20 protein-coding genes are annotated in these 23,247 nt (G+C 67.5%); 13 read left to right on the top strand and 7 right to left on the bottom strand.

Annotated features, from left to right (window positions below; translation table 11 throughout):
• Window positions 1-66 precede the first annotated feature (66 nt).
• The gene (locus tag ACFXHA_RS23170) at window positions 67-756 is read left to right on the top strand and encodes a pyridoxamine 5'-phosphate oxidase family protein (RefSeq protein WP_379359995.1); all 690 of its coding nucleotides are present in this window, start codon (window positions 67-69) and stop codon (window positions 754-756) included.
• Window positions 757-759: 3 nt separating this feature from the next.
• Here ACFXHA_RS23170 and ACFXHA_RS23165 read toward each other — a convergent pair whose 3' ends face one another.
• A complete protein-coding gene (locus ACFXHA_RS23165) occupies window positions 760-2,001 on the bottom strand; it encodes a hypothetical protein (RefSeq protein ID WP_379359993.1) in 1,242 nt (413 codons plus the stop codon).
• A 105-nt stretch (window positions 2,002-2,106) separates the two neighbouring features.
• Window positions 2,107-2,868 carry a crotonase/enoyl-CoA hydratase family protein gene (locus tag ACFXHA_RS23160; RefSeq protein ID WP_379359991.1) on the bottom strand — a complete coding sequence of 254 codons (762 nt, stop codon included), beginning with the start codon at window positions 2,866-2,868 and terminating at the stop codon, window positions 2,107-2,109.
• Between the two features lie 65 nt (window positions 2,869-2,933).
• On the opposite strand from ACFXHA_RS23160, the gene ACFXHA_RS23155 reads away from it, so the two are divergent.
• The 3 genes from ACFXHA_RS23155 to ACFXHA_RS23145 are packed head-to-tail and all read left to right on the top strand — an operon-like array spanning window position 2,934 to window position 6,316.
• Window positions 2,934-3,542, top strand: coding sequence for a TetR/AcrR family transcriptional regulator (locus tag ACFXHA_RS23155; protein WP_379359989.1), 609 nt, complete (start codon window positions 2,934-2,936; stop codon window positions 3,540-3,542).
• 13 nt (window positions 3,543-3,555) lie between these two features.
• Window positions 3,556-5,178 carry an acyl-CoA dehydrogenase family protein gene (locus tag ACFXHA_RS23150; protein ID WP_379359987.1) on the top strand — a complete coding sequence of 541 codons (1,623 nt, stop codon included), beginning with the start codon at window positions 3,556-3,558 and terminating at the stop codon, window positions 5,176-5,178.
• Between the two features lie 58 nt (window positions 5,179-5,236).
• Window positions 5,237-6,316 carry a CaiB/BaiF CoA transferase family protein gene (locus ACFXHA_RS23145; RefSeq protein ID WP_379359985.1) on the top strand — a complete coding sequence of 360 codons (1,080 nt, stop codon included), beginning with the start codon at window positions 5,237-5,239 and terminating at the stop codon, window positions 6,314-6,316.
• A 7-nt stretch (window positions 6,317-6,323) separates the two neighbouring features.
• On the opposite strand, the gene ACFXHA_RS23140 is transcribed toward ACFXHA_RS23145, so the two are convergent.
• Window positions 6,324-7,055: an SDR family NAD(P)-dependent oxidoreductase gene (locus tag ACFXHA_RS23140; RefSeq protein ID WP_379359983.1), complete on the bottom strand. Its 732-nt coding sequence runs from the start codon at window positions 7,053-7,055 to the stop codon at window positions 6,324-6,326.
• On the bottom strand, window positions 7,055-7,459 hold the full coding sequence (locus ACFXHA_RS23135) for a DUF3224 domain-containing protein (protein ID WP_379359981.1): 405 nt from the start codon (window positions 7,457-7,459) through the stop codon (window positions 7,055-7,057). The genes ACFXHA_RS23140 and ACFXHA_RS23135 overlap by 1 nt, the downstream gene beginning before the upstream one ends.
• 200 nt (window positions 7,460-7,659) lie before the next feature.
• Here ACFXHA_RS23135 and ACFXHA_RS23130 point away from each other — a divergent pair, with 200 nt between their 5' ends.
• The 4 genes from ACFXHA_RS23130 to ACFXHA_RS23115 all read left to right on the top strand — a co-directional run bounded on the left by ACFXHA_RS23130 (window position 7,660) and on the right by ACFXHA_RS23115 (window position 11,511).
• Window positions 7,660-8,136 (top strand): hypothetical protein, encoded by a 477-nt coding sequence (locus ACFXHA_RS23130; protein ID WP_379359979.1) that lies wholly within the window; start codon window positions 7,660-7,662, stop codon window positions 8,134-8,136.
• A gap of 91 nt (window positions 8,137-8,227) precedes the next feature.
• Window positions 8,228-9,610 carry a DUF1731 domain-containing protein gene (locus ACFXHA_RS23125; RefSeq protein WP_379359977.1) on the top strand — a complete coding sequence of 461 codons (1,383 nt, stop codon included), beginning with the start codon at window positions 8,228-8,230 and terminating at the stop codon, window positions 9,608-9,610.
• Window positions 9,611-9,697: 87 nt separating this feature from the next.
• On the top strand, window positions 9,698-11,275 hold the full coding sequence (locus ACFXHA_RS23120) for a cytochrome bc complex cytochrome b subunit (protein WP_379359975.1): 1,578 nt from the start codon (window positions 9,698-9,700) through the stop codon (window positions 11,273-11,275).
• A complete protein-coding gene (locus ACFXHA_RS23115; protein WP_379359973.1) occupies window positions 11,272-11,511 on the top strand; it encodes a hypothetical protein in 240 nt (79 codons plus the stop codon). Before ACFXHA_RS23120 ends, ACFXHA_RS23115 begins: the two co-directional genes overlap by 4 nt.
• Here ACFXHA_RS23115 and pcrA read toward each other — a convergent pair whose 3' ends face one another.
• A complete protein-coding gene (pcrA, locus tag ACFXHA_RS23110; RefSeq protein WP_379359971.1) occupies window positions 11,512-13,989 on the bottom strand; it encodes a DNA helicase PcrA in 2,478 nt (825 codons plus the stop codon).
• Between the two features lie 322 nt (window positions 13,990-14,311).
• On the opposite strand from pcrA, the gene ACFXHA_RS23105 reads away from it, so the two are divergent.
• Window positions 14,312-14,617 (top strand): chorismate mutase, encoded by a 306-nt coding sequence (locus ACFXHA_RS23105; RefSeq protein WP_033085726.1) that lies wholly within the window; start codon window positions 14,312-14,314, stop codon window positions 14,615-14,617.
• Between the two features lie 158 nt (window positions 14,618-14,775).
• Here the strand turns inward: ACFXHA_RS23105 and ACFXHA_RS23100 are convergent, their stop codons facing one another.
• Entirely contained in the window at window positions 14,776-16,227 is a 1,452-nt protein-coding gene (locus ACFXHA_RS23100) for an NAD-dependent succinate-semialdehyde dehydrogenase (protein ID WP_379359969.1), read from the bottom strand.
• Between the two features lie 214 nt (window positions 16,228-16,441).
• Here ACFXHA_RS23100 and pgi point away from each other — a divergent pair, with 214 nt between their 5' ends.
• Window positions 16,442-18,082 (top strand): glucose-6-phosphate isomerase, encoded by a 1,641-nt coding sequence (gene pgi / locus ACFXHA_RS23095; RefSeq protein ID WP_379359968.1) that lies wholly within the window; start codon window positions 16,442-16,444, stop codon window positions 18,080-18,082.
• A 176-nt stretch (window positions 18,083-18,258) separates the two neighbouring features.
• Here the strand turns inward: pgi and ACFXHA_RS23090 are convergent, their stop codons facing one another.
• Window positions 18,259-19,224: a M23 family metallopeptidase gene (locus tag ACFXHA_RS23090; protein WP_379360683.1), complete on the bottom strand. Its 966-nt coding sequence runs from the start codon at window positions 19,222-19,224 to the stop codon at window positions 18,259-18,261.
• Window positions 19,225-19,945: 721 nt separating this feature from the next.
• Here ACFXHA_RS23090 and sucC point away from each other — a divergent pair.
• The 3 genes from sucC to ACFXHA_RS23075 all read left to right on the top strand — a co-directional run bounded on the left by sucC (window position 19,946) and on the right by ACFXHA_RS23075 (window position 23,217).
• A complete protein-coding gene (sucC, locus tag ACFXHA_RS23085) occupies window positions 19,946-21,112 on the top strand; it encodes an ADP-forming succinate--CoA ligase subunit beta (protein ID WP_379359966.1) in 1,167 nt (388 codons plus the stop codon).
• A 12-nt stretch (window positions 21,113-21,124) separates the two neighbouring features.
• Complete coding sequence (gene sucD, locus ACFXHA_RS23080) at window positions 21,125-22,039, top strand: succinate--CoA ligase subunit alpha (RefSeq protein WP_379359964.1); 915 nt, start codon at window positions 21,125-21,127, stop codon at window positions 22,037-22,039.
• A 173-nt stretch (window positions 22,040-22,212) separates the two neighbouring features.
• The gene (locus ACFXHA_RS23075; RefSeq protein WP_379359962.1) at window positions 22,213-23,217 is read left to right on the top strand and encodes a DUF5336 domain-containing protein; all 1,005 of its coding nucleotides are present in this window, start codon (window positions 22,213-22,215) and stop codon (window positions 23,215-23,217) included.
• Window positions 23,218-23,247 lie beyond the last annotated feature (30 nt).

The following is a 23,247-nucleotide window of genomic DNA, read 5'->3' as shown; positions in this document are numbered from 1 at the left end:
GTGGTCTGTAGATCTTGTGAAGAATTGGCTATTCAGGAATGCCATTTCTCCCCCGAAACTGGACTCATGAGTGAGACAGCTTCGACTCGGACCCTACTGTCGCCCACCCCGCGCAGCAGCCTCACCCGTGCCAAGGAACGGGGTCGCACCGATCGCGCCGACCTGGACGCGCTGCTCGACGCCGGTTTGATCTGCCACCTCGGAGTGATCCTGCACGGCACCCCGGTGGTCATCCCCACCATCTACGGCCGCGACGGCGACACCCTGTACCTGCACGGCTCCACCGGTTCCGGCAATATGCGCGCCGCCATGACCGGTGACGTCTCGCTGACCGTCACCGAGGTGAACGGCATCGTGTATGCCCGTTCGGCCATGCACTTCTCGATGAACTACCGCTCCGCCGTGATCCACGGCCGCCCGGTCGAACTCACCGATCCCGACGAGCGCATGCGCGCCCTGCGCGTCATCGTCGAACACGCCGCACCAGGTGCGTGGGACGCCGTGCGCTCCCCGAACAAGAAGGAGATGGCCGCCACCGCGGTGCTGGCCCTCGACCTGACCGAGGCCTCGGTGAAGGTCCGGACCGGTGGCCCCCGCGACGACGCGGAAGACATTGCGGCGGGCGGGGTCTGGGCGGGTGTGCTGCCCCTGCGTCAGGTCTTCGACGCCCCGATCACCTCGGATGATGTGGACGCGGGAGTCGAAGTGCCGCAACACGTCCTGGCCCGCGTGACCGAAGCCGCGGTTCCGGTCTAGCGGTTACCAACTCCGGCCGTGCAGACCCAGTTCGGCCAGGGTGGACAGTGCCAGCGCCGTCAGCGCCGACGGGGTGGGCACGGCCTGCGGATCCAGGCTGATCAGCGACAACGTATAGGTGTCGGCGATGCGGGTGAGATAGCCCGACAGCCGGGTCCGGGGCAGCGCGTCCGCGCGTAAGCCGGGGTGGATGGCGCGCGCCGCCACCCCGGTGCACGCGTGCGGCCCCAGCGCCAGCAGGGATTCGGGCAGATTGCCGATGTTCGAGCAGAGGATGTCGCGTTCGCCCGCGCCCTTGGCCAGCCGATACGCCCAGCGGTCGGGGACGACCTGCAGCAGTTCCTCCGGGATGCCGCCCGGGCTGGTCATGCGGTGCTCGTAGGCCGCGCGCGCCTGCCGCCGCAGGGTGGCCGGGGTATCGGCGCGGGTGATCGACACCTCGGTCATGGACATGTCGTTGTCCACGCGCGGTTCGTCGCGAGTGTCGACCGGCAGGCTGGCGGCAATGGTGTCGGCGGGAAAACCGCTGGCCCACAGCATGTTCGCGATGAGATACACGAACAGGCTGTTGGCGGTGCCGCCGTGCGAGACGGCGACGCGGTTCCAGTCGCGGGCCGAGATCTCTATAACGGCCGCGCAGGTGGCGGCCGTGGACCGGGTGCCGGGCAAGGCTTTTCGGTTCGGTGCGGCGGTCGGCCGCGCGGGGATGCCGTGGCGCAGGGCGCGGGCGGTGCCACCCAGGACGGTGGCCCACATGCGCCGCGCGTCGGCCCAATCGGAATGGACTGCCACGGGTGCCGCGAGGGGTGTGCCTGCGAGCGCGTTGTCGATGGCGAGGGTCAGTGCCCGGCCGTCGGCCAGGACGTGCGAGCAGGTCAGCGCGACCACGCAGCCGCCGTCGTCGACCCGTGCGGCCGACAGTCGCCAGCCGGGTCCGAGCTCGGGGTTCAGGTCCTCGCCCTGCCGGTCGGCCCAATCCAGTACCGCCGCAACCGGGATCGGCTCTTTGACCAGGTCGAAGGGGTAGGCCGACGCATTGGTCTGCCAGCGCGGCCGCGCCCCGGGGACGCGGGGGCGCACCACTCGCCGCCCGAGCGGACCGGTGCGCAGATCGCGGTGCACCCGCCAGAGCAGGGCGGGATGCACGGGTTCGGCGGTACGCCAGAGTCCCTGCAGGACGATCGGGGTTCCCATGCCCCGATGCGACCGCAGGAAGATCTCGTCCAGCACGCTCAGCCGATTCATCGAACGGCTAGCGTACCGATCGGTTGCATGTGGTGCTGCCGGGTGTATTCGGGGCTATCACTCCGACCCGATTTCCCCGGCGGTCGGGCCCGGCCGCGGTGACATTCAGGCCCGGCTGCCGTGCCGGCCCGCGCCCGAGGCGAAACGCTGCGCACCGTCGAGGGCCCCGTCCGTCAATGCCTTCATGCCGTGCCGCAGTTCGTTGGCAATGGCGTCGGACTCCTCGAGTCCGTCCTGCTCCAGCACCGATATGCGGTCCGAGCGCAGGCAGGTCTGTGGCAGTGCCGCGAGCTCGAGCGCGAGTTCCTCGGCGGCACGGCGGGATTCGCCGGTCGGCACCACGCGCGTGACGAGTCCGATCTGGAGCGCCTCCGGTGCGCCCACCGCGCGGCCGGTCAGGATCAGGTCCATGGCCCGGCCCTCGCCGATGATGCGCGGCAGCCGCACGGTGCCGCCGTCGATGAGCGGCACGCCCCAGCGGCGGCAGAACACGCCGAAGGTGCTGTCCTGCTCGGCGATTCGCAGATCGCACCAGAGTGCGAGCTCGATGCCGCCGGCGACCGCGTAGCCGGAAACAGCGGCGATGACGGGCTTGGACAGCTTCATCCGGGTGGGGCCCATCGGACCGTCGCCGTCCTCGGTGACCGCGTTGGAGCGCTCGGTGCCCAAGGCTTTCAGGTCGGCGCCGGCACAGAAGGTGCCGCCGTCGCCCCACAGCACCGCGACCGCGGCGGTGGGGTCGGCGTCGAATTCGCGGAAGGCGTCGGCCAGGGCTTTCGCGGTCGGTCCGTCGACGGCATTGCGGGCCTCGGGCCGGTGCAGGATCACGGTGTAGACGGGGCCGTTGCGTTCCACTCGTACTGTCACGGCCGCGACGTTACGCCGTAAACCGGGGGTTGCGTCAAGAAATGAATCGGTGGTTCACTTCTTGCATGGCCTATCGCAGAACCCCCGCCGTCCAGGCGCGCCTGGACGCCCAGGCGGGGTCGATCGTGCGGTCCGCCATGACCGTGCTCTCCCGCGACGGCTTCGCGGGACTGTCCATGGCCGCGGTCGCCGCCGAGGCGGGCGTCGCCACCGGCACCGTGTACAAGAACTTCAGCGGCAAGGCCGAATTGGTGACCGCCGTCTTCCGTGAGGTGGTCACCCGCGAGGTCGAGGCGGTCGCCGTGGCCGGGGCGGCGGGGGAGGGGCGCAGCGCCGCCGACCGGGTCACCGCGGCCGTGGAGACCTTCGCCGGGCGTGCGCTCAAGAATCCGAAACTGGCCTACGTGCTGCTCGCCGAGCCGGTGGATGCGGCCGTCGACGCCGAACGACTGCGCTTCCGCCGCGCCTTCGCCGAGACCTACGTTAATGCCATCGCCGACGGTGTCGCGAATGGTCAACTGCCGCCGCAGGATCCGCTCACCTCGGCCACCGCACTGGTCGGAGCCATCGGCGAAGTGCTGGTCGGCCCGCTGTCGGAACAGCTGCAGAGCGAATCGGTGCTGCCGGAACTCGTCGCCTTCGCGCTGCGCGCGTTGGGCGTCCCCCACGAATAGGAGTCACTCCGCAATGCATACGCACGACGTCTTCAACCAGGTGCCGCCCATCGCGCCGTTCGACAACTCCCGCAATCCCGCGCTGATCGAGGGCCTGCACCGGGAGGGCGCCGGCTGGGCCGAGGCCGAGGTGCGGGAACTGGGTGCGCTTGCGGGCGGCGTCGAGGCGCAGGAGTGGGGGCGGCTGGCCAACGAGAACCCGCCGATCCTGCACACCCACGATCGCTACGGCAACCGCATCGACGAGGTGGAGTTCCATCCGGCCTGGCATCAGCTCATGGATGTCGCTGTCTCCCATGGCCTGCACGGCACGCCGTGGCGCGACGACCGGTCCGGCGCGCACACCGCCCGCGCCGCCAAGCTCGCCGCCTGGGGCGTATCCGACGCCGGGCACATGTGCCCGATCTCCATGACCTACGCGGTGGTGCCCGCGCTGCGCCACAATCCGGAACTGGCGGCGAAGTACGAGCCGCTGCTGGCGTCGCGCGTCTACGACTTCGGGCTGCGCGAGCCTTCCAGCAAGGCCGGTCTCATCGCGGGCATGTCGATGACCGAGAAGCAGGGCGGCTCGGACGTACGCGCCAATACCACCACGGCCACACCGCTTTCCGACGGCGCGTACCGCATCGTCGGCCACAAGTGGTTCACCTCGCACCCCATGGGCGACATGTTCCTCACGCTGGCCCAGGCGCCCGGCGGCCTGTCGTGTTTCATGCTGCCCCGGGTGCTGCCCGACGGCACCCGCAACGCGCTGCGCATCCAGCGGCTCAAGGACAAGCTGGGCAACAAGTCCAACGCTTCCTCGGAACTGGAGTACGAGAACGCCATCGGCTGGCTGGTCGGCCAGGAGGGCGCGGGCGTGAAGACCATCATCGAGATGGTCAATATGACCCGCCTGGACTGTGTGATCGGCTCCGCCACCGTGATGCGCACCGGTGCCGTCTTCGCCACCCATCACGCGCGCAACCGCATGGCGTTCGGCAAGTACCTCGTCGATCAGCCCGCCATGCGAAATGTGCTGGCCGACCTGGTGATCGAGGCCGATGCCGCGACCACCGTGATGATGCGGCTGGCCGGTGCCACCGACCGCGCCGACGGCGACCCCGCCGAGGCGGCGCTGCGCCGCATCGCGCTGGCGGTCACCAAGTACTGGGTGTGCAAGCGCGCCCCCGCGCACGCGGCCGAGGCGCTGGAGTGCTTCGGCGGCAACGGGTATGCCGAGGAATCGGGCATGCCGCGGCTGTACCGCGAGGCCCCACTCATGTCCATCTGGGAGGGGTCGGGCAATGTGGCGGCGCTGGACGCGCTGCGCGCCATGGGGCGTCAGCCCGAGACGGTCGAGGCGTTCCTCAATGAGGTGAACCTGTCCCGGGGTGCGAACCGCCACCTGGACACGGCCATCGATCGAATCGGCAAGGAGCTCACCGACTTCGCCGATATCGAATATCGCGCGCGGCGTGTGGTGGAGTTGATGGCCCTCGTCCTGCAGGGCGCGCAGCTGGTGCGCCACGGCCACCCGGCCGTCGCGGACGCCTTCTGCGCCACCCGCTTCGGCGGCGACTGGGGCATCGCCTTCGGCACCCTGCCGACCGGCGTCGACACCGAGTCGATCATCGAGCGCGCCTACGTCAACTGAAGTCGAGGCCCCGGGCCGCAAGCTGGCACACCGTTGTAGAACGTGTTCTACTTTTGCCATGACCAAGGGACCTTTGGCGGGGGTGCGGATCGTCGAGCTGGCGAGCATCGGACCCGGACCGCACGCGGGAATGATGCTGGCCGATCTGGGTGCGGACGTGGTGCGGGTACAGCGGCCCGGAGACGGGTCGGCGGTCGGCCCGATGCGGGCGCAGTTGCGCGGGCGGACCCTCGTGCAGGCGAACTTCAAGGACGCCGACGAGATCGCGGCGGTACGCGAACTCATCGACAAGGCCGACGTGGTGATCGAGGGCTACCGGCCGGGTGTGGTGGAACGGCTCGGACTCGGGCCGGAGGAAGCGCTGCAACGTAATCCGCGCCTGATCTACGGCCGGATGACCGGGTGGGGTCAGGACGGGCCGCGCGCCGATCGGGCCGGGCACGACATCAACTACATCGGCCTCACCGGTGCGCTCAACGCAATCGGGCGCAAGGGCGAGCGACCCGTGCCGCCCGTCAACCTGCTCGGCGACTACGGCGGCGGATCGGTGTTCCTCGTGCTCGGCATCATTACCGCGCTCTACGAGCGGGAACGTTCCGGGCAGGGGCAGGTGGTGGACGCGGCCATGGTGGACGGCGCGCTGACCCTGGCGCATTCGCTCTGGATCCTGCACCAGGGCGGCATGTGGTCCGACGAGCGCGGAACCAACCTGCTCGATACCGGAATGGCTTGGTACGACACGTATTCCACCGCCGACGGGAAGCATCTCGCGGTCGGCGCGTTCGAGCCGCAATTCTACGCCGAACTGCTGCGCGTGCTCGAACTGGACCCGAAAACCCTGCCGCACCAGATGGATCCGGCCGGACAGGACGTGCTGCGCAAGGTCTTCACCGAGACGTTCGCGAGCAAGACCCAGGACGAATGGGCCGCGCTCTTCGACGGCGTCGACGCCTGCGTCACCCCGATCCGCACCTGGACCGAGGCCGCGCAGGATGAACACCTGCGCGCCCGCGGCTCCCTCGTCGAGGTCGACGGCATGTTGCAACCCGCTCCCGCGCCTCGGTTCTCGCGCACCCCACCGCCGACGCCGCAATCGGCGCCGGCGGAGTTCACACCCATCGGTGAGATCTGGGCATAGCGGCGGGCTAGGCCGTGCCGCCGTTGACGCGGATGTTCTGCGCCGTCACCCAATTCGCGGCATCACTGGCGAGAAATGCGACGACAGCCGCGATTTCGTTCGGCTTGCCCAGCCGGTTGAACGCGCTCATGGCCTCCAGGCGGGACAGGAACTCCTCGCTCTTGCCCGTCCGGTAGGTCTCGGTTTCGGTGGCGCCCGGGCTGACCGCGTTCACCGTGATGCCGCGCGGCCCGAACTCCTTGGCCAGGATGTGGGTGAACTGCTCCACCGCACCCTTGGTCGAGTCGTAGACGGCGTAGCCGGGCAGCATGAGCGCGGTGGTGGAGCTGGAGATGGTGATGATCCGGCCGTTGTCGGCCATCTGTCCCCAGGCCAGCTGCATGCCGTGAAAGACGCCCTTGACGTTCACGGCGAAGCTCAGATCGAACTCCTCCGAGGTCACCTCGGCGAACGGCTTGGTGATCGCGACCGCCGCATTGTTGACCAGAATGTCCCAGCTGCCCCAGGTTTCGAGCACCCGGGCGACCATGGCCGCGTACTCGTCACGATCGCGGACGTCCGCGGCCACCGCCAGCGCCTGACCGCCGTCCGCCTCGATCTTCGCGACCACTTCGTCGGCGAGCTCGGGGGTGTGCGGATGATTGATCGCCACCCGGACGCCCTGCGCGGCAAGCGTTTCCGCGATGGCGCGGCCGATGCCGGTGGCGGCCCCGGTGATCAGGGCGGTTTTGGGCGACATCACTCGTACCAGTAGTCGAGCCAGACCTCCGCGCCCTCACCGAGATTGGCCTTGAAGCCGCCCTCGCCGCGCAGTCCGGTCAGATCGCCGGTGCCGGAACCGGGAACCACGAACCATTCACCGCTGACGATATTGTCCGCGACGCTGCCCTGATCCTGCAGCAGGAAGGTGCCGGACTTGCCGTCCACCGAGCCGGTGATGCGCTCGATGCCGACGAAACTGGCGGTGCCGTCGGGGCTGGAGGACTGCAGGAATTCCACCACGCCGTCGCCCTCGATACCGCCGGAGAAACTCTCCTCCACGTGAATTCGGGTGAGCACCGGACCCTGCTCGGGTTCGTCATAGGGGACCGGCTCGTACTTGTGCACCGTGATGGTGCCTTCGACGCGAATCTTCTCGGTCATCACATGCCTTCTGTCGTGCTGAAGCGTCCGATCGACGCCAGCGCTATCTTCCTCCGGCAGTGAGGTTTTCGCGCCCCACCGAAGGACATATCGCCAATAGCGGACATTATCGAGAAGGTGTGTTTATCGATCACCGAATTCTGATTATCGATCGAATGTTCGCTGGTGCCGGTGAGATCCGATGGCTATGGTCGATGATCATGAACGCACGTACATTTCTCGGCGCGGCCGTGGCATCGGTGGCGCTCATTATCGCCGGAAACGGCGTCGCCTCAGCGGATATCGGATTGACCGAGGCCGACAACTCCCAATTCCTCGATGGTGACACCCTGTACTTCTCCGACTGGATGGGCGCCTCCAACTGCGCCATCCACGCCAATGGCGATGTCGGCTGCGATCTCGGCCCCGGCCAGGCGCTGTGGGGGATCATTCCGATCGGCGATGTCGTCATCGACAACTCGATCCTGCCCGCGCACCCGACCTTCGGCCTCGGCGGACAGCACGGCCGTCCCGGCAGCCGCTGGATCACCGACGTCCCCCGCGACGCCAACGTCTACCAGGGCACCCGCATCGACTACGCGGGCGTCACCTGCATCGGCGGGCTTCCGCGCGGCGGCCTGAACTGCACCTCCAGGGGACACAAGTTCACCCTGGGCTCCTCCGTCACCATCTCCTGATCCGCGACACCGCCGGGCTGCGACCGTGACACGTGGTGCTGCGACGAAGGCCACGCTTCCGGCCGCAGCCCAGCGGTAATAGCGTCGAACCATGCCTCGTACAACGACGTACACCCAGTGGATCGCCCTCGAACCACGGCAACTGTGGACTGTGCTCGGCGATCCCACCCGGTGGCCGCAATGGAATCCGGCCGTCAGCGCGCTGACCCTGCACGCCGCGCCCGCCGCCGGGACCACCGGCGACTACCTGCCGCGCGGCCGCGTCAACGAGGCGGTGCACGGGCGGCTGGCGAAACCCTTCGTCGTATCGACCTTCGTGCTCGATCGCGAACTCACAATCGAGCAGCCCGAACCCGCGGGCACCATGCGGATGCGCTGGGTGCTCACCCCGCGTGACGGCGGCACGCTGCTGACTCAGCAGCTCACCTTCACGGGCCCTTCCGGCAAGCTCATGCGCAAGGTTGTCGGCAATCTGCTCGAGACCGACACCCACACCTGCTTCGCACGCCTGGCGCAGCTGGCCGGGCTGAAGCCCGCCGCGGACGCGCAGACGGTCGTGATCGCGGGTGGCACCGGCGCCTTGGGGCGCACCCTCGCCGCCGATCTGACCTGCCGAGGGCAGCGCGTGGTCATTTTGACCCGCCGCACCGTCCCGGAACTGCCCTACCCGCAATACGAATGGGACGGCCGCACCGTCGGGGCCTGGGCCGACGCCCTGCGGAACCCGGGGCGTACCGCGGTCATCAATCTCGCGGGCAAGCTCGTCGACTGCCGCCCCACCGCCCGCAATGTCGCCGAATTGCGCCGCAGCCGAGTCGATTCCACGCGGGCGCTGGTCGAGGCGTCCAAGACCCTGGATCGGCCCATCGAACACTGGATCCAGGCCAGCACCACCGCCATCTGGGCCGACGCGGGCGAAATCCGTTGCACCGAAGGCACTCCGCTGCCCGATCCCGGCCTGCCGCAGATGACCGGGGTGGCGCAGCCCTGGGAGGAAGCCTTCGACGGTGCCAACGCCACGCACTGGACCATCCTGCGCACCTCGATCGTCCTCGACCCGGACGCGCCCGCCATGAAACGCCTGGTGGCACTGACCAAGGCGGGACTCGGCGGCAGCGTCGGCAATGGCCGGCAGTGGTTCAGCTGGATCCACCTCGAGGACTGGCTGGCCATCGTGCGTGCCGGGCTCGGACTGGATCCCCGGGTGGCACTGCCCAATGGTGTGCTGGTCGCGGCCACCGATTTCCCGGTGCGCAACAAGGAGCTCATGGCCACCCTGCGCCGGCAGTTGCGGCGGCCCTGGTCGCCGCCGACTCCCGCGCCCGCGCTGACCGTCGGCGCGGTGCTGCTGCGGACCGATCCGGCGCTCGGACTGACCGGTCGGCACGCCACCTCCGAGGTGCTGCGCCACAACGGATTCCGCTTCCGCTACCCGACTCTCGACGAAGCGCTGTCGAACCTGCTACCGCGCTGACCTGCGGTTCGTAGGTCGACGGTGTGATCTACGACATTCTGTCGTAGAAAGGTGTCACGTTTCGGGACCCTGCGGCGTCTGGTTTTCATGACTACCACCGCGAACCGCGCCGATGCCGCCGACCAGCGGTATCACTTGGCCGCGGGCCTGAAACGCTCCATCAACAAGGTCTTCCCGACACACTGGTCGTTCCTGCTCGGGGAGATCGCCCTCTACACCTTCATCATCCTGCTGCTGTCCGGGATCTACCTGACCCTCTACTTCGAGCCGTCCATGACCGAGGTGACCTACAACGGCAGCTACCAGCCGCTGCGCGGCGTGCAGATGTCGGCCGCCTACCGCAGCGTCCTGGACATCTCCTTCGACGTGCGCGGCGGACTGTTCGTGCGGCAGCTACACCATTGGGCCGCACTGCTTTTCCTCGCCTCGATGATCATTCACATGTGCCGGGTGTTCTTCACCGGCGCGTTCCGCAAACCGCGCGAGGCCACCTGGGTGGTCGGCGCGCTGCTGCTGATCCTGTCCATGTTCGAGGGCTACTTCGGGTACTCGCTGCCCGACGACCTGCTCTCGGGCACCGGACTGCGGTCGCCGCTCGGCGGCATCACCATGGCGGTCCCCGTGATCGGCACCTGGCTGCACTTCCTGCTCTTCGGCGGGGAATTCCCGGGCACCGTGCTCATCCCACGGCTCTACATCACGCACGTGCTGCTGTTCCCGGGCATCATGCTCGCCCTCATCGGCGCGCACATCGCGCTGGTCTGGTACCAGAAACACACCCAGTTCCCCGGGCCCGCCCGCACCGAGCGAAATGTGGTGGGCGCGCGCATCATTCCGGTGTTCTCGCTGGATCAGGGTGCGTTCTTTGCCTTCACCCTCGGCACCGTCGCACTCATGGGTGGCCTGTTCCAGATCAACCCGATCTGGAATCTGGGGCCCTACAACCCCGCTCAGGTGTCGGCGGGCTCGCAACCCGACTTCTACATGATGTGGACCGACGGCCTGGCCCGGCTCATGCCACCGTGGGAGATCTACCTGGGGCGCTACACCATTCCCGCGCCGTTCTGGGTGGCCGTGGTGATGGGCCTGGTGCTGGCGGTCATCCCCATCTACCCGTGGATCGAGAAGCGGCTGACCAAGGACACCGCGCGGCACAATCTGCTGCAGCGGCCGCGAGATGTGCCGGTGCGCACCGCGATCGGGGCCATGGCCATCGCGTTCTACCTGGTGCTCACCCTCGCCTGCGTCAACGACATCATCGCCTTGAAGTTCGACGTCTCGCTCAACGCGACCACCTGGTTCTTCCGGATCGCGCTGCTGCTCGCGCCGCCGCTGGCCTATGCCATCGCCTACCGGTTCTGCCTGGGCCTGCAGCGCAGCGACCGCGCGGTGCTCGACCACGGCATCGAGACCGGCATCATCAAGCGACTGCCGCACGGCGAATACATCGAGGTGCATCAGTCCTTGGGGCCGGTGGAATACGAAGGCGCTGCGGTGCCGAAGAAGATGAGCAAGCTCGGCGCGGCGGGCGCACCCGGGCAGGGCAGCTTCCTGCGCGCCGACCCACCCGCCGAACGCGAACTGCTGACCGCCCAGCATCATCATGAGGAACAGGCGCAACTCGCCATGCTGAAGACCAAGCAGGACAACGGGAGTCGAGCATGAAACTCCGGACCCGCACCGACGACGACGAATTCGGGCTGCTGGTGGCCGCCGCCACCGTGTACGACATGCAGTCCGCGCGCGCCGTGCGGCAGCTGCTGCGCGATCACGGGGTACGCGCCACCATGGGCCGGGCAACCATCCACCGGTGGCGAAACCTCAAGGACCGCTTCCGGATCCTGGTGTTCCCCGAGGACGCCGTACGCGCGTACGACGTCCTGCGGCTCTACACCGAGTGATCAGAGTTTGGTCAAGGTCCGGCTGTACTGCGGAATCAGCCGGATTTTGCCCGCACTACCGAAATCGATGGTGACCGTGGCCAGCGCGCCGAAGCCCTCCGCGGCCACCACTCGACCGAGCCCGTACTTGTCGTCATTGACCCGATCACCCACGGCAAGAACAAGACCGGAGTTATTGCGTTTGCCGCCCGCGGCCGCCGCCGGAGCCGGGCGACGATCACCCCGGCCACCGAGGCCCGGCCGCGACTCCGACCAGCCGTCGCCGCGCGTCCAATCCCGATCCAGGCCGTCGTCCTCGCCCCGGCGGCGGCGGAAGCCCGAGGAACTCTGCGAGGGCGCGGGCTCGAGCCGTCGCCAATCCAGCAGATGCCCCGGAATCTCCTGTAGGAAGCGGGATTCCGGATTCGACACCGGCTGACCCCAGCCCGAACGGACGATCGCGCGTGACAGATACAGTCGCTGCCGCGCCCGGGTGATGCCGACATACGCCAGCCGCCGCTCCTCCTGCAGCTCGGTGGGATCACCCAGCGCACGCATATGCGGGAACTGGCCGTCCTCCCAACCGGTCACGAAGACCACCGGGAACTCCAGGCCCTTGGCGGTGTGCAGGGTCATCATCGTGACCATGCCCGAACCCTCTTCGGGAATCTGATCGGCGTCCGCCACCAGCGACACCCGCTCCAGGAACGCGGCCAGCGAACCCGGCTCCGGCTCACCCTCGGCCTGCTCGGGAATGATGCCCTCGTCCCGTGCGGCCTCCACATTGTTGCGCGCCTCGGAACTGAATTCACGTGCGACGCTGACCAATTCGTTCAGGTTGTCCAGGCGTGCGCCGTCCTGCGGATCATCGGACGCCTCCAGCTCGGCGCGATACCCGGTGCGATCCAGCACCGCCTCGACCACCGAACCCACATCCGGGAAGTCCATATCGGCCTGGGTGCCCGCCGCCCGAATCTCCTCGAGCAAGTCCAGGAACCCCGAAATGGCCTTTACCGAACGGGAATTGAGCAGCGCCACCTTGTTGTCCGCCGCATCCCGCAGTGCCTGCGCGAAACCGATATTGCGCTGTTCGGCATGCACGGCCACACACGCCTCGGCGCGGTCACCGATGCCGCGGCGCGGGGTATTGAGCACCCGTCGCAGGCTCACCGCATCGTTGGGGTTCTCCAACACACGGAGGTAGGCCACGATGTCGCGGACTTCCTTGCGCTCGTAGAAGCGCACGCCGCCGACGACCTTGTAGGGCAGGCCCATGCGGATGAAGATTTCTTCCAGCGCACGGGAGTTGTTGTTGGTGCGGTAGAAAACCGCCACATCCGCGTAGTTGGCGTCGCCCTGATCGACCAGCTTGTCGATCTCCTTGGCCACGAACATGGCCTCGTCGTGCTCATTGTCGGCCACATAGCCGACGATGAGATCGCCCTCGCCCTGATCGGTCCACAGCTTCTTCTCGCGGCGCCCCTCGTTGCGGGCGATCACCGCATTGGCGGCGGTCAGAATGTGCTGGGTGGAGCGGTAATTCTGTTCCAGCAGAATGGTTTCCGCATCCGGGAAGTCGCGCTCGAACTCCTCGATATTGCGGATGGTTGCGCCACGGAAGGCATAGATGGACTGGTCGGCGTCGCCCACCACGCACAGCTCCGAGGGCGCGATCTGATCCCGGGTGTCCTCGGTCTCGGGGTCGTCGCCCCACAGATTGCGGTGGTGACCGACCAGTTCCCGCACCAGCGCGTACTGGGCGTGGTTGGTGTCCTGATACTCGTCGACCAGCACGTGCCGGAAGCGGCGGCGGTAGTACTCGGCCACCTGCGGATGCCGCTGCAGGATCGACACCGTCTCGCCGATCAGATCGTCGAAGTCCAGGGCATTGGCCGCGCGCAGCCGCCGCTGGTACTCGTCGTAGACCCGGGCCACCAGGCGCGGCAGCTCACTGTCCTCTTTGGCGGCATCGGCGGCGGCCTGCTCGGCGTCGATGAGCTCGTTCTTGAGATTCGAGATGGCGGTGGCCAGCAGACGCGGCGAATACTTCTTCGCGTCGATCTCGAAGTCGCGAATGATCATGCCCAGCAGGCGACGTGAGTCGTCCGCGTCGTAGATGGAGAAGTTCGAGTTCATCCCCGGCAGCAGCGCCGCCTGGGTGCGCAGGATGCGCACACAGCTGGAGTGGAAGGTGGACACCCACATGCCGGCCGCGCGCAGGCCGACCAGTCCGGCCACCCGCTCGCGCATCTCGGCGGCGGCCTTGTTGGTGAAGGTGATGGCCAGGATCTCGCCGGGCCGCACCCCGCGCGCATCCAGGAGATAGGCGATCCGCCGGGTGAGTACCGCGGTCTTGCCCGACCCGGCCCCGGCCACGATCAACAGCGGGGTGCCGGTATGCATCACCGCGGCACGCTGCTGTGGATTCAACCCCTCGAGCAACTCGCTGCCCCGCGCGTGCCCGGTCTTCTGCCCGTCCTGTGCCACCGTCGTATTCATCGCCCATCCACGCTACCGGCGCGCACCGACAGCCGACGGCCGGGTTCGCACAGGTGTCCGATAAGTGCCGGTCCGGCGAATCTCCGGTGAACTCGACCGGGTCGGGAAACTCAGCAGATTCCTAAATGTACCTGTTTTGCTCAGGTCACCCCGCGTGGCACACTCGTCGGATGACCGGCTCTACGGCGACGCATTGCACCTGAGCCCGACACCGGGGGGACAATGTCTAGGCCAACAGGTCTGATTCTTTGGTGAAGAACCAATCGGTAACAGGATGGGTCCACCCGCCGATCGACGTTCTGGACCACGAGGAGTTGAAAGTATGAGCATCTCGACGACGGGACATTCCGAGTCTGCCACCGGGTCGGATTCCGCCTTGCCCTCCGAGGCTGAGATCGAAAAGCTGCGCTTGGAAATCGACAAGCTGGACGCCGAGATCCTCGCGGCCATCAAGCGCCGCACCGAGGTCTCGCGCATCATCGGGCGAACGCGGATGGCCAACGGCGGCCCCAAACTCGTGCACTCCCGCGAGATGAAGGTGCTGGAGCGTTTCAGCGAGCTCGGCCAGGAGGGACACACCCTGGCGATGCTGCTGCTCCGACTCGGCCGCGGCCGCTTGGGGCACTGATCAAGATTTCTCGTTAACACCGCGCACCGCTCGGACCGATACATCGAGCGGTGCGCGTTTCGGCGTGCCCACACAAACCACAGCTGCATGCGATGCCACGGATGCAGCCTCCCCAGGCCGCCCCGGGTGTTTCGACCCCGGGGCGGTTCTTTTTCTGTCTAGGGCAGGGCGATGTATTTGGTGCTGAGGTATTCCTCGATACCCTCGAAGCCGCCCTCACGCCCGAAACCGGACTCCTTCACGCCGCCGAACGGCGCGGCCGGGTCCGAGATGACGCCGCGGTTCACACCGACCATGCCGGTCTCCAGGCCCTCGGCAATGCGCAGCGCACGGTCCAGACTGCGCGTGTAAACGTAGGCGACCAGGCCGAATTCGGTGTTGTTGGCGGCGGCCAGGCCCTCCTCCTCGGTATCGAAACCGACGATCGGCGCGACCGGGCCGAACACCTCCTCGCGCAGGATGCGGGCCGCGGGCGGGATATCGGTGAGCACGGTCGCCGGGTAGAACCAGCCCGGGCCGCCGGGAGCCTTGCCGCCGAGGCGCACCTGCGCGCCCGCCGAGACCGCGTCATCGACGAGTTCGCTCACGGTGTCGAGCTGATCTTCGTTGACGAGCGGGCCGAGAGTCGTTTCCGGATCGACGCCATTGCCGAGTTTGTATTCGCCCATGGCCGCCACGAGCTTGTCGGTAAATTCCTGGCGAACCGAATTGTGAACGTGGAAACGGTTCGCCGCGGTGCACGCCTCACCGCCGTTGCGCAGCTTGGCCAGCACCGCACCCTGCACGGCCGCATCGATATCCGCGTCGTCGAACACCACGAACGGGGCATTGCCGCCCAATTCCATGGAGGTGCGCAGCAGGCCGTGCGCGGACTGCTCGACCAGCTTCTTGCCGACCGGGGTGGACCCGGTGAAAGTCAGTTTGCGCAGGCGCGGATCGTTCAGCAGCGGCGCGGTGACCGCACTCGAATGCGAGGTGGTGACCACCGACAGCACGCCGTCGGGCAGACCCGCCCGGCTGCACAGCTCGGCCAGCAGCAGCATGGTCAACGGGGTGACGCCCGCGGGCTTCACGATCATCGTGCAACCGGCCGCCAGCGCCGGGCCGATCTTGCGAGTTCCCATGGCCAGCGGGAAGTTCCACGGCGTGATGGCCAGGCACGGGCCGACGGGCTGCTTGTGCACCAGAATCCGGCCGGTCCCCGCCGGGGCGGGCTGATAGCGGCCGTGGATGCGGACCGCCTCCTCGCTGAACCAGCGGAAGAACTCCGCGCCGTAGCGCACCTCATTGCGGCTCTCCGGCAGCGCCTTTCCCATTTCGAGGGTCATCAGCAGCGCGAACTCCTCGGTCCGCGCGGTGATCGCCTCGAACACCGCACGCAGGATCTCCCCGCGCTGCCGGGCCGGAGTCGCGGCCCATTCGGCTTGCACTGCGACGGCCGCGTCGAGCGCGCGAACCGCATCATCCGGGGTGGCGTCGGCAACCCGGGCGATCACCTCACCCGTGGCCGGATTGTGTACCGGGAACGTCGCACCCCCCGTGGCGTCCACCGGTCCGCCGATCCAGAGTTGCGTGGGAATGGACGAGAGTAGGGCGCTTTCAGTCACCATGCCCTCAGCCTATGCCGCTGGTCCGAATTTGCCTCTTGCCTTGGGGTTTACCTCTGAACAGCTCAAAGGTTCGCGGCCGTCTCGTTCTGGACTGCGTGGAGCGGGGGAGCGAAGCGGAGGAGCGGAGGGAGGGAAGAACGAGACTTCGGGGCCGCGAACCCGCCCGTAGCGAAGCGGAGGGCAAAAATGGCGCAGTGGTTGTAACCTCGCCCGGGTGAGCAGCGACATCACCGCGTCGGCGGTCTGGCGGAAACTGCACGACCACCACGCGTCCATCGCGGGGCGGCATCTGCGGGAGTTTTTTGCCGAAGATCCGGCACGCGGTGGCGAGTTGACCGTTCAGGTCGCGGATCTGCGGATCGACTACTCCAAGCATCGGGTGACGCGCGAGACTCTCGATCTGCTGGTCGAATTGGCGCATACCGCCGAGGTCGAACAGCGGCGCGATGCCATGTTCGCGGGCGAGCACATCAATACCTCCGAGGACCGTGCGGTCGGACACGTCTGGTTGCGTCGCCCGGCAGCGCAGCCGCTGGCCGTCGACGGCCAGGACATCGAGACCGATGTGCACGAAGTTCTGCGCCGCATGGGCGAATTCACCGATCAGGTGCGTTCGGGAGCGTGGCTGGGCGCGACCGGGCAGCGCATCGCGACGGTGGTGAACATCGGCATCGGCGGCTCGGATCTGGGCCCGGCCATGGTCACCCTGGCAATGCGGCACTACGCCGACGCCGGCATCTCCGCGCGCTTCGTCTCGAATGTCGATCCGGCGGACCTGGTTTCGAAGCTGCACGGCCTCGACCCGGCGACCACGCTGTTCATCGTCGCCTCCAAGACCTTCTCCACGCTCGAGACGCTCACCAATGCCACGGCCGCCCGCCGCTGGCTGGTGGCGGCGCTCGGCGAAGACGCCGTGGCCAAACATTTCGTCGCCGTCTCCACCCACGCGCAGCGGGTCGCCGACTTCGGCATCGACACCGCCAACATGTTCGGCTTCTGGGACTGGGTGGGTGGCCGCTACTCGGTGGACTCGGCCATCGGGCTATCGGTGATGACCGTCATCGGCAAGGAGCGTTTCGCGGAGTTCCTCGACGGAATGCACCGCGTGGACGAGCATTTCAAGTCCGCGCCGCTGTCGGAGAACGGTCCGGCGCTGCTGGGCCTGCTCGGCGTCTGGTACTCGAACTTCTTCGGCGCGCAGTCGCGCGCGGTGCTGCCGTACTCCAATGACCTGGCTCGTTTTCCGGCCTACCTGCAGCAGCTCACCATGGAGTCGAACGGGAAATCCGTTCGCGCGGACGGCACTCCGGTCACCACCGGTACCGGCGAGATCTTCTGGGGCGAGCCCGGCACCAACGGCCAGCACGCCTTCTACCAACTGCTGCACCAGGGCACCCAGCTGGTCCCCGCCGACTTCATCGGATTCGCCCAGCCCACCGACGATCTGCCCACCCTCGACGGCACCGGCAGCATGCACGACATCCTGATGTCGAACCTGTTCGCCCAGACCAAGGTGCTGGCCTTCGGCAAGACCGCCGAGGAGATCGCCGCCGAGGGCACCGATCCGAAGATCGTGCCGCACAAGGTGATGCCCGGCAACCGCCCCACCACCGCCATCCTCGCCCCCCGACTCACCCCCTCGGTGCTGGGCCAGCTCATCGCCCTCTACGAGCACATCGTCTTCACCGAAGGCGCGATCTGGGGCATCGACAGCTTCGACCAGTGGGGCGTGGAACTCGGCAAGGCCCAGGCCCTGGCCCTGGAACCGCTTCTGACCTCACCGGAACCCCCTGCCTCCCAGGGCGACTCCTCCACCGACACCCTGATCGACTGGTACCGCGCCCACCGGCGCTGAACGGGCCCAGAATCGCCCGTACGGCAGCGGAATCCAACCGTACGGCCCGATGTTCGGATCGGCCGTGCCCGGACGGCTCCGGGACAGATAGGGCCACCGCAGGGCGGGCGCTGGTTCACCCGATAACGACGAAAGGCGCGCCCGCGGGCGCGCCTTTCGAGTATTCAGCTTGCGGGTCAGTCCCGTTCGGGGCCGAGCGAGATGCCGCGGGAGGCCAGCCAGGGTAGGGGGTCGATCTTGTCGACGCCGTTGAGCCAGACCTCGAAGTGGCAGTGCGGGCCGGTGGAGAAGCCGCGGTTGCCGACCGTGGCGATCTGGTCGCCGGCCAGCACGCGCTGGCCCTGCGAGACCGTCGCGGTGTCGATGTGGCCGTAGATGGTGACCGTGCCGTCGTCGTGCAGCAGGCGCACCCACATGCCGAAACCGGAAGCGGGACCGGCCTCGAGGACGGTGGCGTCGGCGACCGCGTAGATCGGGGTGCCGATCGGGGCGGCGATATCGACGCCCTGATGCGCGACGCCCCAGCGGATGCCGAAGCCGGAAGTGAAGGTGCCGTTGGCGAATCGCGTCCACAGGGGGCGGTTCTTCATCGCCTCCTGGTTCGCCATGTCGGCGGCGAACTGCTTGCCCTTTTCGAGAATGTCGCTGAACTGGTCCAGGCTGGCGGGTGCGTTCGGGTTCACCACCTGGGGCGAACCGTTACCGCCGCCGTCGCCGACCACCGAGGTGGCGGCGACCTCTTTGACCTGGCCGGTGGCCTGGACGTCGACGGTGTTGTCGTGCCCGGCGGTCTCGATGGTGGCCTGGCCCGCGGCCACGACGGCGCCGGCCGCCACGGCGATGACCGCGGCGCGGCCCTTCAGCGCGGAGGGCGGGGCGGGTACGCGATGGGTGCCGCCCGCGCGGCGCTTGCCGCCGGAGCGGGTCGGGCGGGTCTCGTCCTCGGCGGCCGCATCGGCTTCGCGCGCAGCGCGATTGACCCGGGCGCCGTCACCGGAGAACTGCAGCTTCTCGCCGCCCGCGGTGCGGAATGTGTAGACCGGTCGGTACTCGTCGGACGGGGTCGGATCCGCGGACGGATCCCAGTTCGTCCGCGACTGCGGGGCCCAGTCACTCGGATTCGGTGCGGCCCAGCCGTTCACGGTGGTCTGCGCGTTCCAGTCCGGTTCGGGCTGGTAGCCGGACTCGTCCCACTGCTGCGGCTGTTCCCACTGCTGCGGCTGGCCCCACTGTTCACCGGGGTTCCAGTCGGCGTCGGAGTTCCACTGCGCGTCCGGATTCCACTGGGCGTCGGAGTTCCACGCCTGGGTCGCATCCCAATCGCCGTGGGCGACCGCGTTGTTCGTTTCGAAAGGGGCGTCGAAAGTAGTCGCGCCGCCATAGTTCTCGGCGTCCTCGCGATAGCGGTGGGCACGTCGGGGGCTGTGCTGCGTCAAGCCTGCCGTCCTCCTGTCCGTGACCGGGTTGTGACATCGACCGCAACGACGGTAACGAAACGATTGCGGCTCAGCAAGCGATGGACATGGTTCGACACGCTGCTGTGACATTCATCACCTTGCGCGCACGAATGTGCTCACTGTGCTTCGGGTAACCGAGTGAGTTTTGTCAACGACAAACCGTAGTAGTTGGCATCACTCCGGGGGATTCGTGTGCTCCACCTGGCACACGGTCAACAAGCTACCGATGGGTAGCATTGACGAGGGCTTTTGAGGTAGCGGAGACAGTACCGTGACCTGCGCCACTTAGGCTGTATGCGGCTGATTTCCGCTCCATGTGACTGATTAGAGTCCGATCCGACCCGCCCCCGACGACGGGCCGCCAAACCAGACGTTGTCACAACAACGCAGACGAGACGGTGAGTACATGGATCTCTTCGAATATCAGGCGAAGGAACTCTTCGTGAAGCACGGAGTGCCTTCGTCGGAGGGCCGCGTGACGGACTCCGCCGAGGACGCTCGTGCGATCGCCGAAGAAATCGGCAAGCCGGTAATGATCAAGTCGCAGGTCAAAGTCGGTGGCCGCGGCAAGGCCGGTGGCGTGAAGTACGCCGCCACCCCGGACGACGCCTTCACCCACGCCCAGAACATCCTGGGCCTGGACATCAAGGGCCACATCACCAAGAAGGTCCTGGTCGCGGAGGCGAAGGACATCGCCGCCGAGTACTACATCTCCTTCCTGCTCGACCGCTCCAACCGCACCTACCTGGCCATGTGCTCGGTCGAGGGCGGCATGGAGATCGAAGAAGTGGCCGCCACCAAGCCGGACCGGCTGGCCAAGATCGCCGTCGACGCCGTCAAGGGTGTCGACCTGGCGTTCGCCCGTTCCATCGCCGAGCAGGGCCACCTGCCCGCCGACATCCTGGACGCGGCCGCGGTCACCATCCAGGCCCTGTGGGAGGTGTTCATCAAGGAGGACGCCACCCTGGTCGAGGTCAACCCGCTGGTGCGTACCCCCAACGACGAGATCCTCGCCCTCGACGGCAAGGTGACCCTGGACGAGAACGCCGAGTTCCGCCACCCCGACCACGCTGAGTTCGCGGACATCGACGCCACCGACCCGCTCGAGCTCAAGGCCAAGGAAAACGACCTCAACTACGTCAAGCTCGACGGTGAGGTCGGCATCATCGGCAACGGCGCCGGTCTGGTCATGTCGACCCTCGACGTCGTCGCCTACGCCGGTGAGAACCACGGAGGCGTCAAGCCCGCCAACTTCCTCGACATCGGTGGCGGCGCTTCGGCTGCCGTCATGGCCGCCGGTCTCGACGTCATCCTGGGCGACGCCCAGGTCAAGTCCGTTTTCGTGAACGTCTTCGGTGGCATCACCGCCTGTGACGCGGTCGCGAACGGCATCGTCGGCGCCCTGAACACCCTGGGTGCCGAGGCCAACAAGCCGCTGGTCGTGCGCCTCGACGGCAACAAGGTCGAGGAGGGTCGTCAGATCCTCGCCGACTTCAACCACCCGCTGGTGACTCTCGCTCAGACCATGGACGAAGGCGCCGACAAGGCCGCCGAGCTGGCTGCGGCCAAGTAAAGGACCACGAACATGTCTATCTTCCTGAACAAGGACAACAAGGTCATCGTCCAGGGCATCACCGGTGGCGAGGGCACCAAGCACACCGCCCTGATGCTGAAGGCGGGCACCAACGTGGTCGGCGGCGTGAACGCGCGCAAGGCGGGCACCACCGTCAAGCACGTCGACGCCGAGGGCAACGAGGTCGAGCTGCCCGTGTTCGCTTCCGTGGCCGAGGCCATGGAGAAGACCGGCGCCGACACCTCCATCGCCTTTGTGCCCCCGGCCTTCTCGAAGGACGCCATCATCGAGGCCATCGACGCGGAGATCCCGCTGCTCGTGGTCATCACCGAGGGCATCCCGGTGCAGGACACCGCGTACGCGTGGGCCTACAACGTGGAGAAGGGCAACAAGACCCGCATCATCGGCCCGAACTGCCCCGGCATCATCACCCCGGGTGAGTCGCTGGTCGGCATCACCCCGGCCAACATCGCGGGCAAGGGCCCGATCGGCCTGGTCTCCAAGTCGGGCACCCTGACCTACCAGATGATGTACGAGCTGCGGGACTTCGGTTTCTCCACCGCCATCGGCATCGGCGGCGACCCGATCATCGGCACCACCCACATCGACGCCATCGAGGCGTTCGAGAAGGACCCCGAGACCAAGCTCATCGTCATGATCGGCGAGATCGGCGGCGACGCCGAGGAGCGGGCCGCGGCCTACATCAAGGCCAACGTCACCAAGCCGGTCGTCGGCTACGTCGCGGGCTTCACCGCTCCCGAGGGCAAGACCATGGGCCACGCCGGCGCCATCGTCTCCGACGGTGCGGGCACCGCCCAGGGCAAGAAGGAGGCCCTCGAGGCCGCGGGCGTGACGGTCGGCAAGACCCCGTCCGAGACCGCCGCCCTGGCGCGCGAGATCCTGGAGAAGGCAAGCATCAGCGCGTAATTTTTCCGCGCAACCGCTGATCACGAAGGCCGCCTGTCGAATTCGACAGGCGGCCTTCGGTCGTTATTTACGGTATTGCGGTAAGGCCACGGCCGGTGGTAGATGGTGCCCCCGGCCGTCAAGTGCAGTAGCGTCGGTGGAGGTTCGTGAACGACTCGATAGGAGACGACGACATGTCATACCCGACCGGGGGCTCGGGATACAACGCGCCCCAGCCGACGCCCTCTTCCGCACCCGGATACGGCTCGCAGCCCGCAGGCGCTCCCGCTGCCGGTTCTGGGACGTCGTCCATCGCGGGCAAGGGCCTGCCTTTCTTCTTGACCGTTGGCATCGCGGCGCTGGGCGTTCTCAACTTCCTGCTGGGCTTCACGCCCTACCTCGGTTCCAAGGCCATCGAGGTCGCCGGGACCAAGGTCGGCGGCGACACCAGCATCAGCCTGTTCGAGAGCCCGGGTAGCGCCGCACTGGTGACGCTGCTGCTGCTCGCCGGACTGATCGCGGGCTTGTCTCTGCTGCCCAAGCAGACCGGCAATACCGCGCTGGTGGCGGCCATTTCGGTGGCCGGTTTCCTGGCGATCCTGTTCAGCTCCTTCGACCTCGGCGACAGTGTGACGCTGAAGTGGGGCGGCTGGGTGATCCTGTTCCTGGCCTTCGTGCAGGCCGTGGTGGCCGTGCTGGCGCTGCTGTTCGAGCTCGGCATCGTGAAGGCGCCGGAGCCGAAACCGGCTGTGCCGCAGGGTGGTTACGGTCAGCAGCCGTTCTCCACCACGGGCGGGCAGTACCAGCAGCAGCCGACCTTCGGGCAGCAGGGTGGTTTCGGCCAGCAGGCCCAGCAGCCGCAGCAGCCCGCGTTCGGTCAGCAGCCTGCCCAGCCGTCCTACGGTCAGCAGCCGTCGTACGGTCAGCAGCCGCAGCAGCCCGCGTACGGTCAGCAGCCGGCCGGGTACGGCACCGGTTCGCAGCCGACTTACGGTCAGCAGCCGTCCTATGGTCAGCAGCCTGCCCAGCCGTCCTACGGTCAGCAGTCGCCGTACGGCCAGCAGCCCGCGGGCAGCGCGGACGCGACGCAGCATTACGGTGCCGCCCAGCGTCCGGCGCAGCCTTTCGGCAGCGAGCAGTCGGCCGATCCGGCCGCGGACGCCACCCGCGCGTTCCGTCCGGGCCAGGACGACAAGTAGGTCTCACGACCGCCTGATGAAGAGAAGCTG

The organism is Nocardia sp. NPDC059240, assembly GCF_042753865.1.
Classification (GTDB): domain Bacteria; phylum Actinomycetota; class Actinomycetes; order Mycobacteriales; family Mycobacteriaceae; genus Nocardia.
Note: the sequence above shows the minus strand (reverse complement) of the source record. Positions and strands in the feature narration are given on the sequence as shown.

What these genes read in the sequence shown, in the direction of transcription:
- ACFXHA_RS23170 (WP_379359995.1), top strand. Translation starts at nt 67, where the DNA reads ATGAGTGAGACAGCTTCGACTCGGACCCTACTGTCGCCCACCCCGCGC.
- ACFXHA_RS23165 (WP_379359993.1), bottom strand. Translation starts at nt 2,001, where the DNA reads ATGAATCGGCTGAGCGTGCTGGACGAGATCTTCCTGCGGTCGCATCGG.
- ACFXHA_RS23155 (WP_379359989.1), top strand. Translation starts at nt 2,934, where the DNA reads ATGGCCTATCGCAGAACCCCCGCCGTCCAGGCGCGCCTGGACGCCCAG.
- ACFXHA_RS23150 (WP_379359987.1), top strand. Translation starts at nt 3,556, where the DNA reads ATGCATACGCACGACGTCTTCAACCAGGTGCCGCCCATCGCGCCGTTC.
- ACFXHA_RS23145 (WP_379359985.1), top strand. Translation starts at nt 5,237, where the DNA reads ATGACCAAGGGACCTTTGGCGGGGGTGCGGATCGTCGAGCTGGCGAGC.
- ACFXHA_RS23140 (WP_379359983.1), bottom strand. Translation starts at nt 7,055, where the DNA reads ATGTCGCCCAAAACCGCCCTGATCACCGGGGCCGCCACCGGCATCGGC.
- ACFXHA_RS23135 (WP_379359981.1), bottom strand. Translation starts at nt 7,459, where the DNA reads ATGACCGAGAAGATTCGCGTCGAAGGCACCATCACGGTGCACAAGTAC.
- ACFXHA_RS23130 (WP_379359979.1), top strand. Translation starts at nt 7,660, where the DNA reads ATGAACGCACGTACATTTCTCGGCGCGGCCGTGGCATCGGTGGCGCTC.
- ACFXHA_RS23125 (WP_379359977.1), top strand. Translation starts at nt 8,228, where the DNA reads ATGCCTCGTACAACGACGTACACCCAGTGGATCGCCCTCGAACCACGG.
- ACFXHA_RS23120 (WP_379359975.1), top strand. Translation starts at nt 9,698, where the DNA reads ATGACTACCACCGCGAACCGCGCCGATGCCGCCGACCAGCGGTATCAC.
- ACFXHA_RS23115 (WP_379359973.1), top strand. Translation starts at nt 11,272, where the DNA reads ATGAAACTCCGGACCCGCACCGACGACGACGAATTCGGGCTGCTGGTG.
- pcrA (WP_379359971.1), bottom strand. Translation starts at nt 13,989, where the DNA reads ATGAATACGACGGTGGCACAGGACGGGCAGAAGACCGGGCACGCGCGG.
- ACFXHA_RS23105 (WP_033085726.1), top strand. Translation starts at nt 14,312, where the DNA reads ATGAGCATCTCGACGACGGGACATTCCGAGTCTGCCACCGGGTCGGAT.
- ACFXHA_RS23100 (WP_379359969.1), bottom strand. Translation starts at nt 16,227, where the DNA reads ATGGTGACTGAAAGCGCCCTACTCTCGTCCATTCCCACGCAACTCTGG.
- sucC (WP_379359966.1), top strand. Translation starts at nt 19,946, where the DNA reads ATGGATCTCTTCGAATATCAGGCGAAGGAACTCTTCGTGAAGCACGGA.
- sucD (WP_379359964.1), top strand. Translation starts at nt 21,125, where the DNA reads ATGTCTATCTTCCTGAACAAGGACAACAAGGTCATCGTCCAGGGCATC.
- ACFXHA_RS23075 (WP_379359962.1), top strand. Translation starts at nt 22,213, where the DNA reads ATGTCATACCCGACCGGGGGCTCGGGATACAACGCGCCCCAGCCGACG.